Annotated in this window: 18 protein-coding genes and 1 pseudogene; 15 read left to right on the forward strand and 4 right to left on the reverse strand. The window is 32.4% G+C overall.

What is annotated here, in order from left to right:
• The first annotated feature begins 7 nt into the window (after positions 1-7).
• The 4 genes and pseudogenes from BFJ87_RS03170 to thiD all read left to right on the forward strand — a co-directional run bounded on the left by BFJ87_RS03170 (position 8) and on the right by thiD (position 2,377).
• Positions 8-1,126 (forward strand): heparan-alpha-glucosaminide N-acetyltransferase domain-containing protein, encoded by a 1,119-nt coding sequence (locus BFJ87_RS03170; RefSeq protein WP_077399817.1) that lies wholly within the window; start codon positions 8-10, stop codon positions 1,124-1,126.
• A gap of 38 nt (positions 1,127-1,164) precedes the next feature.
• Positions 1,165-1,221: pseudogene (locus BFJ87_RS17065) on the forward strand (hypothetical protein); the annotation flags it as partial.
• Positions 1,213-1,416, forward strand: a complete 204-nt coding sequence (locus tag BFJ87_RS17125) for a CDGSH iron-sulfur domain-containing protein (RefSeq protein WP_338064778.1) — start codon at positions 1,213-1,215, stop codon at positions 1,414-1,416. The pseudogene BFJ87_RS17065 and the gene BFJ87_RS17125, both read left to right, overlap by 9 nt.
• A 142-nt stretch (positions 1,417-1,558) precedes the next feature.
• The gene (thiD, locus tag BFJ87_RS03180; protein ID WP_077399823.1) at positions 1,559-2,377 is read left to right on the forward strand and encodes a bifunctional hydroxymethylpyrimidine kinase/phosphomethylpyrimidine kinase; all 819 of its coding nucleotides are present in this window, start codon (positions 1,559-1,561) and stop codon (positions 2,375-2,377) included.
• Between the two features lie 58 nt (positions 2,378-2,435).
• Here the strand turns inward: thiD and lpdA are convergent, their stop codons facing one another.
• The gene (gene lpdA, locus BFJ87_RS03185; RefSeq protein WP_077399825.1) at positions 2,436-3,836 is read right to left on the reverse strand and encodes a dihydrolipoyl dehydrogenase; all 1,401 of its coding nucleotides are present in this window, start codon (positions 3,834-3,836) and stop codon (positions 2,436-2,438) included.
• 120 nt (positions 3,837-3,956) lie between these two features.
• Positions 3,957-4,424: an Lrp/AsnC family transcriptional regulator gene (locus tag BFJ87_RS03190; protein ID WP_077399828.1), complete on the reverse strand. Its 468-nt coding sequence runs from the start codon at positions 4,422-4,424 to the stop codon at positions 3,957-3,959.
• A 158-nt stretch (positions 4,425-4,582) separates the two neighbouring features.
• Here BFJ87_RS03190 and BFJ87_RS03195 point away from each other — a divergent pair, with 158 nt between their 5' ends.
• The 5 genes from BFJ87_RS03195 to BFJ87_RS03215 all read left to right on the forward strand — a co-directional run bounded on the left by BFJ87_RS03195 (position 4,583) and on the right by BFJ87_RS03215 (position 8,857).
• Positions 4,583-5,785, forward strand: a complete 1,203-nt coding sequence (locus BFJ87_RS03195) for an aminotransferase class I/II-fold pyridoxal phosphate-dependent enzyme (protein WP_077399831.1) — start codon at positions 4,583-4,585, stop codon at positions 5,783-5,785.
• 84 nt (positions 5,786-5,869) lie between these two features.
• Positions 5,870-7,534, forward strand: coding sequence for a Na+/H+ antiporter NhaC family protein (locus tag BFJ87_RS03200; protein WP_077399834.1), 1,665 nt, complete (start codon positions 5,870-5,872; stop codon positions 7,532-7,534).
• Between the two features lie 118 nt (positions 7,535-7,652).
• The gene (locus BFJ87_RS03205) at positions 7,653-8,297 is read left to right on the forward strand and encodes a peroxiredoxin (RefSeq protein WP_077399837.1); all 645 of its coding nucleotides are present in this window, start codon (positions 7,653-7,655) and stop codon (positions 8,295-8,297) included.
• Positions 8,298-8,304: 7 nt separating this feature from the next.
• Entirely contained in the window at positions 8,305-8,619 is a 315-nt protein-coding gene (locus BFJ87_RS03210; RefSeq protein ID WP_013622588.1) for a thioredoxin family protein, read from the forward strand.
• Positions 8,600-8,857 (forward strand): DUF6952 family protein, encoded by a 258-nt coding sequence (locus BFJ87_RS03215; protein ID WP_013622589.1) that lies wholly within the window; start codon positions 8,600-8,602, stop codon positions 8,855-8,857. Before BFJ87_RS03210 ends, BFJ87_RS03215 begins: the two co-directional genes overlap by 20 nt.
• A gap of 140 nt (positions 8,858-8,997) precedes the next feature.
• Here BFJ87_RS03215 and BFJ87_RS03220 read toward each other — a convergent pair whose 3' ends face one another.
• Both BFJ87_RS03220 and BFJ87_RS03225 read right to left on the reverse strand, forming a co-directional pair.
• On the reverse strand, positions 8,998-9,471 hold the full coding sequence (locus BFJ87_RS03220; RefSeq protein WP_077399840.1) for an ankyrin repeat domain-containing protein: 474 nt from the start codon (positions 9,469-9,471) through the stop codon (positions 8,998-9,000).
• A 62-nt stretch (positions 9,472-9,533) separates the two neighbouring features.
• Positions 9,534-10,991: a catalase gene (locus BFJ87_RS03225; protein WP_077399843.1), complete on the reverse strand. Its 1,458-nt coding sequence runs from the start codon at positions 10,989-10,991 to the stop codon at positions 9,534-9,536.
• A gap of 228 nt (positions 10,992-11,219) precedes the next feature.
• Between BFJ87_RS03225 and tpx the strand changes: the two genes are divergently transcribed.
• The 6 genes from tpx to ribB are packed head-to-tail and all read left to right on the forward strand — an operon-like array spanning position 11,220 to position 17,837.
• A complete protein-coding gene (tpx, locus tag BFJ87_RS03230) occupies positions 11,220-11,717 on the forward strand; it encodes a thiol peroxidase (RefSeq protein ID WP_077399846.1) in 498 nt (165 codons plus the stop codon).
• A 1-nt stretch (position 11,718) separates the two neighbouring features.
• Positions 11,719-12,090 (forward strand): diacylglycerol kinase, encoded by a 372-nt coding sequence (locus BFJ87_RS03235; RefSeq protein ID WP_077399849.1) that lies wholly within the window; start codon positions 11,719-11,721, stop codon positions 12,088-12,090.
• 39 nt (positions 12,091-12,129) lie between these two features.
• Positions 12,130-14,544, forward strand: coding sequence for an FtsK/SpoIIIE family DNA translocase (locus BFJ87_RS03240; protein WP_077399852.1), 2,415 nt, complete (start codon positions 12,130-12,132; stop codon positions 14,542-14,544).
• Positions 14,545-14,565: 21 nt separating this feature from the next.
• Positions 14,566-15,207 (forward strand): outer membrane lipoprotein periplasmic chaperone LolA1, encoded by a 642-nt coding sequence (lolA1, locus tag BFJ87_RS03245; RefSeq protein ID WP_077399854.1) that lies wholly within the window; start codon positions 14,566-14,568, stop codon positions 15,205-15,207.
• Between the two features lie 4 nt (positions 15,208-15,211).
• On the forward strand, positions 15,212-16,717 hold the full coding sequence (locus BFJ87_RS03250) for an LptF/LptG family permease (protein WP_338064777.1): 1,506 nt from the start codon (positions 15,212-15,214) through the stop codon (positions 16,715-16,717).
• Complete coding sequence (gene ribB, locus BFJ87_RS03255; RefSeq protein ID WP_077399857.1) at positions 16,707-17,837, forward strand: 3,4-dihydroxy-2-butanone-4-phosphate synthase; 1,131 nt, start codon at positions 16,707-16,709, stop codon at positions 17,835-17,837. Before BFJ87_RS03250 ends, ribB begins: the two co-directional genes overlap by 11 nt.
• Positions 17,838-17,839: the final 2 nt, after the last annotated feature.

Here is a 17,839-nt window from a genome sequence, read left to right on the forward strand (position 1 = left end):
ACCACCAATGGAGAAGAAAACCAATAGATTATACTTTATAGACGCAATGCGTGCTTGGGCTATTTTAATGATGTTACAAGGTCATTTTATAGACGGATTATTAGATTTTGAATACCGTGACAAAACCATTTTGCCTTATGCAATTTGGAGTTACTTTAGAGGAATGACTGCTCCTGTTTTTTTTACCGTATCGGGCTTTATATTTACATATTTGCTGGTTAAAGGCAATAAAATTGGTTTAAAAAATCCGCGAGTTAAAAAAGGAATTAAACGTGGACTGCAATTAATTTTAATAGGCTATTTACTTAGAATGAACCTGTTTAGCGTGCTTTTTGCAGAACTGTACGACTCTTTTTATTATGTAGATGTATTACATTGTATAGGATTTTCTATTTTAGGTATTATTGCATTGTATTTGCTTACCAGTAAAACTAAACCAATTGTATTTGCTACTATTTTGCTTTGCATAACATTAGTTTTATTTTTATATGAACCTAGTTATGATAAACTACCACACACCTATTTACCTAAAGCCATAGCAAATTATATTACCAAACTATACGGTTCTGTATTTACCATTATTCCTTGGTTTGGATATGCTACTTTTGGTGCGTTTATGGCTATGTTATTTACCAAATTCAAAAACTACAAGCATTTATACCTAACTGCTATACTTATTTGTACAACTTTAGGGTTGTTTTTAATTTTTGGATCATCACCAATGTTTGCATTTATTTGTGATGTTACAGGCAGTAACTTTTTATATGCTGTGTATACCAATAACTACTTGTTTATTAGACTTGGAGACGTACTTATTATTTTTTCTTTATTTATGATGCTGCGCTCTTTTTTAACCAATAAAGTAGTTTTAAGGATAGGGCAAAACACCTTAGCCATTTACGTTATACATTTTATTATATTATACGGTAGCTTTACTGGACTTGGAATTTACCACTACTTAAAATATTCTTTACACCCAGCAACAGCCATAATTGGAGCTATTTTATTTATGATTAGTTGTACATATTTAGCTTTATTGTATGATACTTATGAAGATAAAATAAAAGCTACACTGCAGAAGATAAAGTTAGGAGTGTTAAAACTATTTAGACTAGCTAAAAATTAAGTTTTACTATTTTTTGATGCTTAGTTTTACGCTATGTTTACAGCCAAATAACTATAAAAATGAGCAACGAAAAAAAATACTCTCCTATTAAAGTAGAATTAGAAAAAGATAAAAATTACGGTTGGTGTACTTGTGCACACAGTAGTAACCAACCTTTTTGTGATGGATCGCATAGAGCGCATAATGCAACACCGTCTATGCGTTTTTCTGTAGAGGAAACAAAAACATACAATATGTGTACATGTAAGCTAACGAGTAACCCTCCTTTTTGCGACGGATCTCATAAATAGCCAACACTTAATACAAAGAAAAAAGTCCTTATGTAAAACTCTTAAGGGCTTTTTTGTTGTTTTGTGCGTATGTTAATACAGAACAGTCTAGCGCAAAGTCTACAAATTACATAGCTTTGCAAACTTATTATTAACATTACAAATGAAAAACACTACTACCATTTACAACACTGTACTAACAATTGCTGGGAGCGACTCTGGCGGTTGCGCTGGTATACAGGCAGATATAAAAAGTATAAGCGCAAACGGGGGTTTTGCAACTACTGCAATTACAGCTATTACAGCACAAAATACACTTGGTGTAAATGCCATTTACCCAATACCAACTAATGAAATTAAAAACCAAATAATTACTGTACTTAGTGATATTAATGTTGGAGCTATAAAAATAGGAATGTTGCAATCTTCACAAATTATAAAAACTGTAACAGAAACTCTAAAAGAATACAAAGATATACCTATTGTTATAGATCCAGTTATGGTGGCTTCATCTGGTCATAATTTATTAGATAATTCTGCCTTAGATGCATTAAAATTGCTTTTACCAATGGCAACTTTACTTACACCAAATATACCAGAAGCATTAATTTTATTAGATATTGATACTATTTCTCCTGACAATATGCCCAAAATGGCAAAAAAAATAGGAAAAACCTATAAAACATCTGTTTTACTTAAAGGCGGACATTTAGAAAATTGTACTTCTCTAATGGATGTTTTATATGTGTATGATACAGATAGCTTACATAATTTTTCTAAAACACAAATAGATACCAAAAACACACACGGTACAGGCTGCACTTTATCTTCTGCTATTGCTACACATTTAGCGTTGGGTAATACTTTAAAAGATGCGGTACAAAAAGGAATTACTTACACACACCAAGCTATTGTTGCTGGTAAAAGTAAAAAATTAGGTAAAGGAAATGGTCCTGTAGACCATTTTTACAAGCTATATTAAAAAACAAAAAAGGCTGCCCATAAGAGCAGCCTTTTTTATATTATTTTATTATAAGAGCTTAAATATGTAAAGCTCTATCTCCTGTAGCAGCTAAAGCCGCTTCCTTAATAGCTTCTGTAAACGTTGGGTGAGCATGAGACATTCTAGATACATCTTCTGCACTAGCTCTATATTCCATAGCAACAACAGCTTCAGCAATCATATCTGCTGCACGTGCACCAACCATATGTACACCTAAAATTTCGTCTGTATTTTTATCAGCAAGTACTTTTACAAATCCGTCTAAATCCATACTAGCTCTAGATCTACCTAAAGCACGCATAGGAAACTGACCAACCTTATAATCAACACCAGCTTCTTTTAATTGCTCTTCAGTTTTACCAACAGCAGCAACTTCTGGCCAAGTGTACACAACGCCAGGAATTAAATTGTAATCTATATGTGGTTTTTGTCCTGCTATAGTTTCTGCAACAAAAGTACCTTCTTCTTCTGCCTTGTGTGCTAACATAGCTCCTTTAATTACATCACCAATAGCGTAAATATTAGAAGCGCTTGTTTGTAAATGCTCATTAACATCTACCAAACCTCTGTCTGTTAATTTAACACCAGCAGCTTCTGCATTTAAACCATCTGTATATGCATGTCTACCAACTGCTACCAAACAGTAATCTCCTGTAAATGTAACTTCTTCGCCTTTTTTATTATCAGCCTTTACAATAACTTCATCACCATTGCGCTCTACAGATTTTACCTTGTGAGACAAGTTCATTTTAAACTTCTGTTTCTTTAAAACTTTGTTTAATTCTTTAGACACGCCTTTATCCATAGTTGGTACAATGCGATCCATATACTCAACAACAGATACTTCTGCTCCTAATCTTTTGTATACTTGCCCTAACTCCAAACCAATTACACCGCCACCAATAACAATAAGGTGCTTAGGTACTTCTTTTAACTTTAAAGCTTCTGTAGAAGTTATAATACGTTCTTTATCTAATTTTATAAATGGCAAAGTAGATGGTTTACTACCAGTTGCTATAATTGTATGTTTAGCTTCAATTTCTGTAGTTTCCTCACCTACAATAGAAATATGCGTAGCATCTTTAAAAGAACCAGTACCTACGTAAACATCTATTTTATTTTTTTTCATTAAAAAATCAATACCACCAGTTGTTTGGTCTACAACAGCTTGTTTACGAGAAATCATTTTCTCTAAATTGATTTTAATTTCGCCAGGAATATCAATTCCGTGCTCTTCAAAATGCTTTACGGCATCTTCATAATGATGAGAAGAGTCTAACAACGCCTTAGAAGGAATACAGCCTACATTTAAACATGTACCACCTAAAGTTGAGTATTTCTCTATTATTGCTGTTTTCATTCCTAATTGTGCGCAACGTATAGCTGCAACATACCCTCCAGGACCTGAGCCAATTACGGCAACATCATATGAATTCATATATTTTTCTTTGATTAAAGTTGTAAAATTAGCACTATTTTTTGTGGTTAGGAAATTATAAGACCTTCCTATTTTTATTATAACAATTTTTTAGCGTTTTAGTGTGTAAAAACACATATGTTAAACGCCAACTTCTATGGCCGTAGTATGTTTTACTTCATTTATTACAAAAGAACTTTGCGTACTACCAATATGGTTTAATACCGTGAGCTTGGTTACCATAAAGTCTCTAAAAGCCTCCATATTCTCTACGTACACTTTTAAAATATAATCGTAATCTCCACTAACATGGTAACACTCACCTACTTCTTTTAACTTTTGTACCTCTTTTTCAAATTGCATTAAAAACTCTTTTGAATGTTGTATTAGCTTTATATGACACAGAACAACAAAAGAACGTTTTACTGTTTTTTTATCAATTAAGGCTACATATTTTGTAATAATACCTGTGCGCTCTAAACGCTTAATACGCTCATAAACAGCAGTAACAGACAAGTTTAAGTGCAATGCATATTCTTTGGTTGTTTTTTTACAATCGTTTTGTAAAAGCGCTAGTAACTTAACATCTGTTTCATCAAAATTTGCCATTTTTTCATAGAATTGAAGTAATTATCCCTAAAAATAGAATAAAAATCTAAAAATTTTAAAATTAATAGTTTTATTTTAATCAAATTTTAAAATATATTGACAATCTAACTACTAAAAAATACATTTAATGCATTATTAACAACCTAAATTTTAGTATAATGGATTATAAATCATCAGACAACATATTAGATTTACAATATTTTGGAGAATTTGGAGGTGTTAACCCTTCCATATCAGACTCATCTACCTACACATTTATATCTGCCAAAACAATGTCTGATACTTTTGAAGGAAACACAGAAGGCTGTTACCTGTACAGCAGACACTCCTCACCCTCTAACCTTTATTTAGCTGAAGCTTTAGCTACTTTAGAAGGCACAGAAAATGCTAATGTTTATGCTAGCGGAATGGGTGCTATAACATCTGTTATATTACAACTTTGCAATGCGGGCGACCATTTAGTGAGTAGTAGAACCATTTATGGTGGAACCTATGCTTTTTTAAAAAACTTTGTAAAAAAGTTTAATGTAGACACATCTTTTGTAGACATTACTGCTATAGAAGCTGTTAAAAACGCAATTACACCTAAAACAAAAATGATTTACTGTGAGGCTGTTAGTAATCCATTGTTAGAAATAGCTGATATTAAGGCATTGGCGGCATTAGCAAAAAAACATAATATACCGCTTGTTGTAGATAATACGTTTTCTCCATTATCTATTCTTCCGGCCAAGTTAGGCGCTAATATTGTAATACATAGTTTAACCAAGTTTATTAACGGTACTAGTGATACTGTTGCAGGTGTTGTTTGTGGCACTACAGATTTTTGTGCCAGTTTAAAAGATGTAAATAATGGTGCTGCAATGCTTTTAGGTAGCACTTTAGATAGTTACAGAGCTGCATCTATTTTAAAAAATATGAGAACGCTACACATCAGAATAAAAAAGCATAGTGAAAATGCATTATACTTATCTCAGAACTTTGAAAAAGATGGTTTACGTGTTGTTTACCCTGGGTTAGCATCACACCCTAGTCATTCTAAAATGAAACAACAAATGGTTGCAGAATATGGTTTTGGTGGTATTATGACATTAGACGTGGGCTCTTTAGACAAAGCAAATGCATTAATGGAGCTTATGCAAGAACGTAACTTAGGATATTTAGCAGTTAGTTTAGGCTTTTACAAAACACTTTTTAGTGCTCCAGGCACATCCACCTCTTCAGAAATACCAATGGAAGAGCAAGAACAAATGGGACTTTCTAACGGATTAATTAGATTATCAATAGGGTTAGATAATGACATAGAAAGAACCTATAATATGATAAAAAAGTGTATGATAGACTTAGGTATTTTATCTTAAAACAACCAACAGTATAAAGCTATAAAACTTGCAAGAAACGCTCCAAAATTGTAATATTACAAGGTAATTAACTAACTAAACTTAATGCAAAACCAAAACTTAAGCACCTCAGATCCTAAAAATGAGCATGTTGTAGAAAATAACGAATTAAATTTCTTTGAAGCTTTAATTCCGGTTATCATATTAATGTCGCTTTTGGCTTATAACATTTTTTTTGTTGACGGTCAAGAATGGTTTGGTGCTTACACCAATCAAATTATACTTTTAATTGGTGGTGCTGTTGCTGCATTTGTAGGTCTTTACAATAAGACATCTTTTACTACAATGGGTAAAGAAGTTTGGGAAAACTTAAAAAGTGTTTTTATACCTATATTAATATTAGTAATGGTTGGGGCGCTAGCAGGTACTTGGCTTGTTAGCGGTATAATACCTGCTATGGTTTATTATGGATTACAAGTTTTAAACCCTAGTATATTTTTACCTGCTTCTGTTATTATTGCAGCTATAATTTCAATTGCTACTGGTAGTAGCTGGACTACCTCTGCTACGGTTGGTATTGCTTTAGTTGGTATTGGTTCTGCCTTAGGTATTAACCCAGGAATGATTGCCGGCGCTGTAATATCTGGAGCGTATTTTGGAGATAAAATGTCTCCTTTGAGTGATACAACAAACCTTGCTCCTGCAATGGCTGGCACAGATTTGTTTACACATATTAAATATATGACTATTACAACAGTGCCAACGCTTATAGTTACACTTATATTTTTTAGTATTTTAAGTGCAAATATAGATACAAATGGCACTACAGATATTGCCTTTATTTTGGATACTATAGATGCTAATTTTACTATTACACCTCTATTATTTATAGTACCAGTGGCGGTTGTTACTCTTATTTTATTAAAAACTAAACCTTTGGTTGCATTACTTTCTGGTGTTGGTTTAGCCATTGTTTTTGCTTTTATTTTTCAGCCAAAATTATTAGATGGGTTAGCAGATTCTAAAACAAATGCTATTGTTACAGCTGTTTTAACAGATACCAACGTGAGTATTGATGACAGTGAAGAGCTTGCTAAATTATCTGCAAAAGAATTAGCTATTATTAAGGAACATAATGATTTGTCTAATGTTTTTACTGAAGATGATGTAGAAGGGATTTACACTAAAAAAGATTTAGCTGCTGTTTTTACCAATAGCACTGCAGACAAAGCAAGTTTAGCAAACATAGCAGATAACCTAGACAAATTAATTACCAAAAAAAGACTACGCAAACTATTTAGCGCTGAAGGAATTAATGGTATGCTTTGGACTATTTTGCTAATATGTTGCGCAATGGTTTTTGGTGGTATTATGGATGGCATTGGAGCCTTGTCAAGAATTACTAAAGCACTTTTATCTGTAGCAAAATCTACATTTGGACTATTTGCTAGTACTGTTGCTAGTTGCTTAGGATTAAATGCAATAGCTAGTGACCAATATTTAGCTATTGTTATTCCTGGTAAAATGTTTAAAAAAGCTTACGAAGACAAAGGTCTTGCTCCTGAAAACTTAAGTAGAACCTTAGAAGATTCTGGTACAGTAACCTCTGTATTAATCCCGTGGAACACCTGCGGAGCTTACCAATCTAGTGTTTTGGGCGTTGGTGTTGGTGAGTATTTTATTTACGCTATGTTTAACTGGTTAAGTCCGTTTACTACATTATTATTTGCTGCATTAAACGTAAAAATTAGACAGTTACGTGCTAAATAAATTTTAACATAAAGAATCTTTATTCTCCTATAAAGAATTAAAATTTTATTAATCTAAAAAAGCATATTTGTAGGTTATATTTGCAGTAACAAAATGTATAACCTTAAATAAAAAATAGATGGCTTTTGTAGGAAAAAAATTCCCAGATTTAACTGTTAACGCAATGAATGAAATGGGTGATACTTTCAAATTAAATATTTTGGAAGAAGCTAAGAACAATAATAAAAAAGTATTATTATTCTGGTACCCTAAAGATTTTACTTTTGTATGTCCAACGGAATTACACGCTTTTCAGTCTGCATTAGCAGAATTTGAAAAAAGAAACACAATAGTAATTGGAGCTTCTTGTGATACTCCAGAAGTACACTTTGCTTGGTTAAATACTCCAAAAGATAATGGTGGTATAGAAGGTGTTACTTACCCAATTTTAGCAGATAGCAACAGAAATTTAGCATCTACATTAGGTATTTTAGATATTTCTAACGAGACTTATAATGATGAAACTGGTGTTATTACTGTAGATGGTGATAATGTTACGTACAGAGCTACTTACTTAATTGACGAAGAAGGTACTGTTTTTCACGAAGGAATAAACCATATGCCTTTAGGAAGAAATGTAAATGAGTTTTTACGTTTAGTAGACGCTTACACACACGTACAAGAAAAAGGTGAAGTTTGTCCTGCAAACTGGGAAGAAGGTAAAGAAGCTATGCAAGCTAACGCTAAAGGTACTGCAGAATATTTAGCATCTAACGTAAACTAATTTTAGTATGTTACTAGAACTAGAAAACGACAATTTAGCAGAATTAATTGCTGAGCACAAAAAAGTGGTTGTGCAATACTCTGCTACATGGTGTGGAAACTGTAGAATAATGAAGCCTAAATTTAAAAAAGAGGCTGCCGCTAACGAAGACATTACATTTATTTTAGCTGATGCTGAAAAATTTCCGGAATCTAGAAAATTAGCCAATGTAGACAATTTACCTACGTTTGCAACTTTTGAAAACGGAAGTATTAAAAACCAGACGCAGACTAATAAATATGATGTTTTAAAAGAATTAGTACATGAAATTGCCAGTAATTAAACACCTTACGGGTTTTATAAAAGAGAACGATGAAGATTACGTTCTTGAAACAATTGAAACCTTAGAGGCGCTAACAGAAGTTTCTTCTCTTAAAGATGAAGAGCTAGATGTTATTGGAGAACTAATTTCTAATATGTATGGTGCTATTGAGGTACAAAAATCTATTAAAGAAGGTGTACCAGAAAAAGAAGCATTAAACGGGTTTATGAAACGTGTATTAGGTTCTATAGATAAATAAAACAGTACATACTGTTCCATAATAAAAGCCACAATTCTTTAATTAGAATTGTGGCTTTTTCTTTTTCATAGACCTGCTTAAATGCACAAAAAAACCTCCAAAGTAAAACTTTAGAGGTTTTATATTTATTACTTTAACATTTATACTAAAAGCGATTCTAAATCGCTTAATCCTTGCATTTTTGCATGATCTAAAGCTGTGTTTCCTCTTTGGTCTGCTACAGTTTTATCTGCATTTTTATCTAATAACATTTTAATAATAGATTGTCTGTTAAATGTAGCTGCGTAAATTAAAGGTGTAGCTCCAGATAAATTTACAGCGTTTACATCTGCTCCTTTTTCAATTAAATATGCTGCAATTGCATCAAAACCTTTAAAACAGACGCCCATTAAAGCCGTATTGCCAGAGGCATCCTTATCATCTATTGGTGCGTGGTTATCTAGTAAAACCTTAGCTATATCTAAATAGTTATAATAAGTTGCTAAAATTAAAGGTGTAGAACCACGTGCATCTTTTACAGATACTAATTCTGGGTTCTCTTTTAACATTTTTATTACTTCTTCTGTATTCTCTTCTCGTATTGCATTAAAAAATGCTGTTGTTGTTTCTGTCATTTTATAGCTATAAAAAAAGGGATAAGCACCACTGCTTATCCCCAATTAAACAATTTTATTTTTTAGTAATTTTCTAGTTCAGAAATACCCAAAGCTTTACGTACTCCATTACCATACTCAGGATCTGCTTTATCAAAATGAACCAACTGGCGCTCTATTATTTCCATAGAAACACCTTGCATTGCTGCAGCTATATTATTAAATAATCTATTTTTTTGGTCATCATTAAACATCCTAAATAAATCACCTGGCTGTTTGTACTCGCCATAAGTGTCATTTTCTTCATAACGTTTAGCGTCACCACTAATTTTCATTGGTGGTTCTTCTACAGTTGGGTCTTCTATAGCTCCTCCTTTACTGTTTGGCTCATAGTAAGCATCTGGATTTCCAAAATCATTTGTAAAGAAACGCATAGAACCATCTTTATGGTAATGGTTTACTTCAGATTTAGGAGCATTTGCTGGTAATGCCTCGTAGTGCGTACCTAGTCTATACCTATGTGCATCTGCGTATGAAAAAATACGGGCTTGCAAAACCTTATCTGGAGAAAAACCAATACCTGGTACTATGTTAGATGGTGAGTAAGCTGCATTTTCAATATATTGCCAGTAATTTTCTGGGTTTTTATTTAACTCCAACTCCCCTACTTCTATTAACGGATAATCTGCATGTGGCCAAACCTTAGTTAAATCAAACGGATTGTACGGTGTTTTTTCTGCATCTGCCTCTGGCATTACCTGTACTTTTAGTGTCCATTTAGGATAATCTCCTCTTTCTATGGCTCCAAAAAGCTCTTCTTGGTACTTTTCTCTAGTTTCACCAATAATTTTAGCCGACTCTTCATTTGTGTAATGCTTATGTCCTTGCTGTGTTTTAAAGTGAAATTTCACCCAAAAACGTTCTCCATCATTATTCCAAAAACTAAATGTATGCGAGCCATAACCGTTCATATGCATAGGGGTTGTTGGTATACCTCTATCAGACATTAAAATAGTTACTTGGTGTAAACTTTCTGGTGATAAAGACCAATAATCCCACATTGCTTCTGGTGAGCGCAAATTTGTTTTAGGGTGTCTTTTTTGAGTGTGTATAAAATCTGGAAATTTGTATCCATCTCTTAAAAAGAAAACTGGAGTATTGTTACCTACTAAATCCCAATTACCTTCTTCAGTATAAAACTTAACAGAAAAACCTCTTACATCTCTTTCTGTATCAGCAGCTCCCATTTCACCAGCAACAGTAGAAAAACGCGTTAAAACTGGTGTTTTTTTACCTACAGACGAAAACAGTTTAGCTCTTGTGTATTTGCTTATATCATGGGTTACTGTAAAAGTACCCATAGCACCCCAACCTTTTGCATGTACAACACGTTCTGGTATGCGCTCTCTGTTTTGGTGTGCTAGTTTTTCTAATAATTTATAATCTTGCATTAAAACAGGACCTCTATCACCAGCCGTTTGTGAACGTTGGTTATTAGATACTGGGGCTCCTGCAGATGTGGTAAGTTTTTTATTTTCCATAACAGTCTAAATTTTTAATGAGATAAAATTAGTTAAATATCTAATGGAACATAAGTTAAGAAATTGATAGTTTTTATCAAAGAATAAATTAATCTTATATTAAATAAAAATCACATAATTAACACCTATTAAAACAACCTATATTTTGTGAAATTACTTTTTTATCAAAATAGTTACATATCACTTATATATTTTTTAATTTCACACCAAAATTAAAACACATACATTATGGCTATAGTAACTTTAAAAGGAAATAAAATAAATACAATAGGTAATTTACCACAAGTAGGCGCTACAGCACCTAATTTTACGTTAACAAAAAACGATTTATCTACCGCTACCTTAGACAACTACAAAGGTAAAAAAGTAGTTTTAAATATATTTCCTAGTGTAGACACTGGCACGTGCGCACAATCTGTAAGAGAATTTAATAAAGAAGCTTCTACATTAGAAAACACTGTTGTTTTGTGTGTGTCTAAAGATTTACCTTTTGCTCAAGCACGTTTTTGTGGTGCAGAAGGGTTAAATAATGTAGAAATGTTATCAGACTTTAAAGATGGTAATTTTGGAAAAAACTATAATGTTGCTTTTACAGATGGACCGTTAGAGGCATTATTATCTAGATCTGTTGTTGTTTTAAATGAAGAAGGCAAGGTAATACACGCAGAACAAGTTGCAGAAACAACTGAAGAGCCTAATTACAAATTGGCTTTAGAAGCATTGTAACATGCCTAAAGAAAATTTTGCATTAAACAGAATACGTAGCGTTGGTTACGCTTTAAAAGGTGCTTTTTTATTATTAAAAACCGAAGCTAGTATTAAAGTACAATTTGTTATTTGTATAATTATTACCATTTTTGGCTTTTATTTTAACATATCTAATACAGAGTGGATACTTCAAATATTTGCTATTGGTTTGGTTATGGGTATAGAAGGCTTAAATACTGCTGTAGAAAAAATAGCAGATTATATACAACCAGAGTTTGATGCCAAAATAGGCTTTATAAAAGACGTTGCTGCAGGTGCTGTTATGATTGTTTCTATAGCAGCATCTATAATAGGATGCATTATTTACATCCCAAAAATTTTTAACTTGTAACCAATTTGTAGGTTACACATATTAAGGTACACACATTTAATGGCAAAAAAGACTACTAAAAAGAAAGCAACTACACCTAAACAAAAACGCAGTTTTGGCTTATCTAAACAAAATAAAATATTGTTAGGTAGTGTTATAATGCTTTTTGCTATAGCTCTGTTTTTTTCTTTTTCATCTTTTTATTTTACGTGGCAAGATGACCAAAGTTTATTGTCTGAATTTGCAAACAGAAATGAACAAGCTAAAAACTTACTAAATAAATTTGGGGCTAGTATTGGACATTTGTTTTTATACAAAGGCTTTGGTGTTGCTTCTTTTGTTTTTCCTGTTTTATTATTTTTATCTGGTTTAACATTATTTTTTAGCCTACCTAAAAATGGACTAATTAAAAAATGGATATGGGGCTTAATATTTATTTTATGGTTTTCTGTAGCTTTTGGTTTTTTTGCTGAAAAATGGCCACTTTTAGGAGGTTTAGTTGGTTTTGAAATGAATGATTTTCTGCAAGACTATACTGGTAAAATTGGTGTACTACTTCTTTTAATTTTTGGGTTGATATTTATTTTAGTAAGACTATTTAAATTTACTCCAGAAAGCACCTTACAATACTTTAAACAGAAAAAAGCTGCATTAACAGATGAGTTAAAAAATTCTGACTATGATGAAAATTCTTCTGCAAATGCAACAAGAAAGCAAACGGCAGAAACAGTTGAAGAGGCTACTGTAGAAGAAACTCCTGTTGTTTTAGATACTTATACTCATAAAGAAGAAATACCTCCAATAGAAAAAGAAGAAGTACCTGCAAATGATGATGGTTTTGAGGTTACTGTTGCTGAGGATGAAGAAAACGTAGAAGAAAGTCTAAATATTGAGGTAGAAAAAATTACCGAAGAAAAAGAAGAAATAGATAACCTAGCAGACAAGTTAGTTGATGATTTTGGTGAGTTTGATCCTACTTTAGAGCTAGCAAACTACAAATTTCCACATATAGATTTGTTAGATCAACACGGAGCAGGTGGCGGAATAACAATTAACCAAGAGGAATTAGAGGAAAACAAAAACAAAATTGTTGAAACTCTTAAAAACTACAAAATAGGAATTGCACAAATTAAAGCCACTATTGGACCAACAGTTACATTGTATGAAATTGTACCAGATGCCGGTGTGCGTATTTCTAAAATTAAAAATTTAGAAGATGATATTGCTTTATCTTTAGCTGCATTAGGCATACGTATTATTGCACCTATACCTGGTAAAGGAACTATTGGTATAGAAGTTCCTAACAAAAACCCTTCTATTGTATCTATGCGTTCTGTTATTGCTAGCACAAAATTTCAGAAAGCAGAAATGGAACTGCCAATTGCCTTTGGTAAAACCATTAGTAATGAAACTCTTGTGGTAGATTTAGCTAAAATGCCTCACTTGCTTATGGCAGGTGCTACGGGGCAAGGTAAATCTGTTGGTTTAAACGCTGTATTAACATCACTCTTATATAAAAAACACCCAGCAGAGGTTAAATTTGTATTGGTAGATCCCAAAAAAGTAGAACTAACGCTATTTAATAAAATAGAGCGCCACTTTTTAGCCAAACTGCCAGACTCTGAAGATGCCATTATTACAGACAATGCAAAAGTTATAAATACATTAAACTCTCTTTGTATTGAGATGGATAATAGGTACGAGTTGCTAAAAACTGCAATGGTACGTAACTTAAAAGAATACAATGCTAAGTTTAAAGCTCGTAAATTAAATCCTAATGACGGACATATGTTTTTACCATACATAGTATTGGTAATAGATGAGTTTGCAGATTTAATTATGACTGCTGGTAAAGAGGTAGAAACACCTATTGCTCGTTTAGCGCAATTGGCCAGAGCCATTGGTATTCACCTAATTATAGCTACACAAAGACCATCTGTAAATGTTATTACAGGTATTATAAAAGCCAATTTCCCAGCACGTATTGCCTTTAGGGTAACCTCTAAAATAGATTCTAGAACCATACTAGACGCACAAGGTGCAGACCAATTAATAGGTCGTGGAGATATGCTTTACACACAAGGTAATGATGTAATACGTGTACAATGTGCCTTTGTAGATACTCCAGAGGTTGAAAAAATTACAGGTTATATAGGCTCACAAAGAGCGTATGCAGAAGCACTTTTACTGCCAGAATATGTAGGTCCAGACGACTCTGGCACAAGTATTGATAATAACATAGCAGATCGTGATAAGTTATTTAGAGAAGCTGCAGAAGTTATAGTAATTGCACAGCAAGGTTCTGCTTCTTTAATACAACGAAAATTAAAATTAGGTTACAACAGAGCAGGTAGAATTATAGATCAGTTAGAAGCTGCAGGTATTGTTGGTCATTTTGAAGGTAGTAAAGCAAGGCAAGTTTTAGTTCCAGATATGTTGGCTTTAGACCAATTACTAGAAAACGAAAAAAAATAACAATTAACAAATCATAATACAATGAGAAAATTAGGAGTTTTAGTATTCATATTAATTGCAAATGTATCATTTGCTCAAAATTCCGCTAAGGCAAAAGCTTTATTAGACCAAGTTTATAATAAAGTTACCAGTTATGATAACATTTTTGTAGACTTTAAACACTCGCTTCATAATAGTGAAGCTAATATAAACAGAGAAACAAGAGGTGACGTTACTTTGCAAGGTGAAAAATACTTATTTAACTATTTAGGCTCTATGCAGTTGTTTGATGGTAAAAAAGTATATACAGTTGTACCAGATAACGAAGAAGTTACTATTGAAGATAAATCTAACGATGATAACGCAATTACACCTTCTAAAATGTTAACTTTTTATAAAACAGGCCACAATTATGCTTGGGATAAGTTGCAGACTATTAACGGAAGAAAAATACAGTACATAAAATTAATTCCAATAGATTCTAATTCCGAAATTAAATCTAGATTATTAGGTATAGATGTAGAAACAAAACATATTTACAACCTTATAGAAACTGGTGATAATGGTACAAAAACCACAATTACTGTTAATTCTTTTAAAACAAATCAAACTTTATCAAAAAGCTTATTTACTTTTGACCTAAAAAAGTACGAAGATAACGGGTACTATATCATAAGAAATTAAGCCATTGAAATTATTAGATCGTTACATTCTAACAAAGTTTCTTTTTAACTTTTTCAGTTCGTTTGCAATATTGATGTTAATCTTCATATTTCAAACGATCTGGTTGTATATAGGAGACTTAGCTGGTAAAGGATTAGACTTAGAAATTATAGGTAAGTTTATATTTTACTTTATGCCTAGTTTAATAGACAAAGTATTGCCGTTAACGGTGGTACTTTCTTCTATTTTAACCTTTGGCACACTAGCAGAAAATTATGAATTTGCTGCTATGAAAGCTTCTGGTATTTCTTTACAACGAGCAATGCGTACCATTATTGTTTTTGTTTTATTCTTAGGCGTTGTTGCTTTCTTTTTCGCAAACAATGTTGCACCTGCTGCTGCGCATAAAATATATAATCTAAAGCGTAATATTGGTAATGTAAAACCTGCCGCTATTATTGCTGAAGGCATTTTTAGTGATTTTGAAGGTATGAATATTAAGGTTGATAAAAAATCTGGTGAAAATGACCGTTTTTTAGAAAATATAATCATCCATAAAAAATCTAATAACATTATTAGTAACGTTGTTATTAAAGCTAAAAAAGGAGAATTAGTTAGTAGTGAAGACTCTGATATTGTACAACTTATACTTAAAGATGGTAATTATTATGAAGATGTACAGTCTAAAAACAGTAAAACAAAACTAAAAGTACCATTTGCAAAGGCTAAATTTAATGAGTATATCATTAACATTCAGCTAACAGATATGGGCGATCAGGACTTAGAAGAAGACCGTAAGGTAGATACTGAAAAAATGAAAAAAGTATCTAGACTTATAGTTGATATAGATTCGATAAGAAATGATAATATAAAAACAATAAAAGCATTTTCTAAGAATATTTCTATTAGAGCTGGCGCATTTAAATCTGACTACGGTTATAAAAAACCTAAACCAATGTTAGATGAAGCTTCACAAAAAGAAGACGAGAAAACAACCACAAAAAAAATTAAAAAAGACAGTTTACTATATACAGGAGATATAGCCAGCTTGTATGAAGAACCAATGCAATTACAACTATATAGCTCTGCGCATAGTGCTACAACCAATGTTTTAAGTTCTGTAAGCGCCAGAAAAAAAGAGCTAGACATAAAATACCAGCGTTACAACATACATATTTTAGCCCTACATAGTAAATATGCTTTGGCTTTTTCTTGTATTATTTTATTTTTTGTTGGTGCGCCTTTGGGTGCAATTATTAGAAAAGGCGGTATGGGGTTACCAATGGTAATTGCCATTGTACTTTTCTTAGCCTATTACTTTTTAGGAGTATTTGTGGGCAACTCTGCTAAAGTTGGTAAAATACCGCCGGCACTAGCTGCTTGGATACCTACACTAGTTATGCTACCACTAGGTGTATTTTTAACTATAAGAGCAACAAATGATAAAGGCTTAATTACTTTTGGCGATATCATTTACCTAATAAAAAAACAGTTTACTAAAAATTCCAAGACTAAAACTAATGGAAAATAAAATACAGTTAAATACAATTGAAGAAGCAATAGAAGACATCCGTAAAGGAAAAGTTATTATTGTTGTTGATGATGAAGACCGAGAAAATGAAGGTGATTTTGTAGCTGCTGCAGAAGCTGTAACACCAGAGATGATAAACTTTATGGCCACTCATGGTCGTGGTTTAATTTGTGCTCCTTTAACAGAAGGTCGTTGTAAAGAATTAGGTTTACACGCAATGGTTACTAATAATACTGACCCTATGGAAACTGCTTTTACAGTTTCTGTAGATTTAAAAGGAAAAGGTGTTACTACAGGTATTTCTGCTGGAGACAGAGCTGCAACGGTTAAGGCTTTTACAGATAACGAAACTAAAGCTCAAGATTTAGCTAGACCAGGACATATTTTTCCTTTAATTGCTAAAGAAGGTGGAGTTTTACGTAGAACAGGGCACACAGAAGCTGCAATTGATTTTGCACGTTTAGCAGGGTTTAAACCAGCTGGTGTTATTGTAGAAATAATGAACGAAGACGGCTCTATGGCTCGTTTACCACAATTGATAGATGTTGCTAAAAAATTTAATTTAAAGGTTGTTTCTATTGAAGCTCTTGTTGCCTATAGAATGGAACACGATAGCCTTATTGAAAAGAAAGAACAATTTACAATTGAAACTCGTTTTGGTGAATTTAGACTACACGCTTACCAACAAACAACTAATGACCAAATACATATAGCGCTTACCAAAGGCAGCTGGAATAAGGATGAACAAATACTTACGCGTATAAATTCTACCTTAGTAAATAATGATATTTTAGGTACGCTAACTAATAATCCTGACCAAAAGTTAGAGGATATGTTTGCTGCAATTAATAAAGAAGGTAAGGGAGCTATGGTTTTTATAAATCAAGAATCTCAATCTTTAAACTTACTAAATAGACTATCTCAACTAAAAAAGCTACAAGGAAATGGCTTAGTTAAAGCTCCTAAAGTAGAAATGGACAGTAGAGATTTTGGTGTAGGTGCACAAATTTTACACGATTTAAATATTAGCAAAGTAAAACTACTTACAAATACAACGCAAAGTAGACGTGTAGGTATTGTTGGTTACGGACTAGAAATTATAGATTACGTTACCTACTAATT

This window comes from Cellulophaga omnivescoria (genome assembly GCF_001999725.1).
Lineage (GTDB): Bacteria > Bacteroidota > Bacteroidia > Flavobacteriales > Flavobacteriaceae > Cellulophaga > Cellulophaga omnivescoria.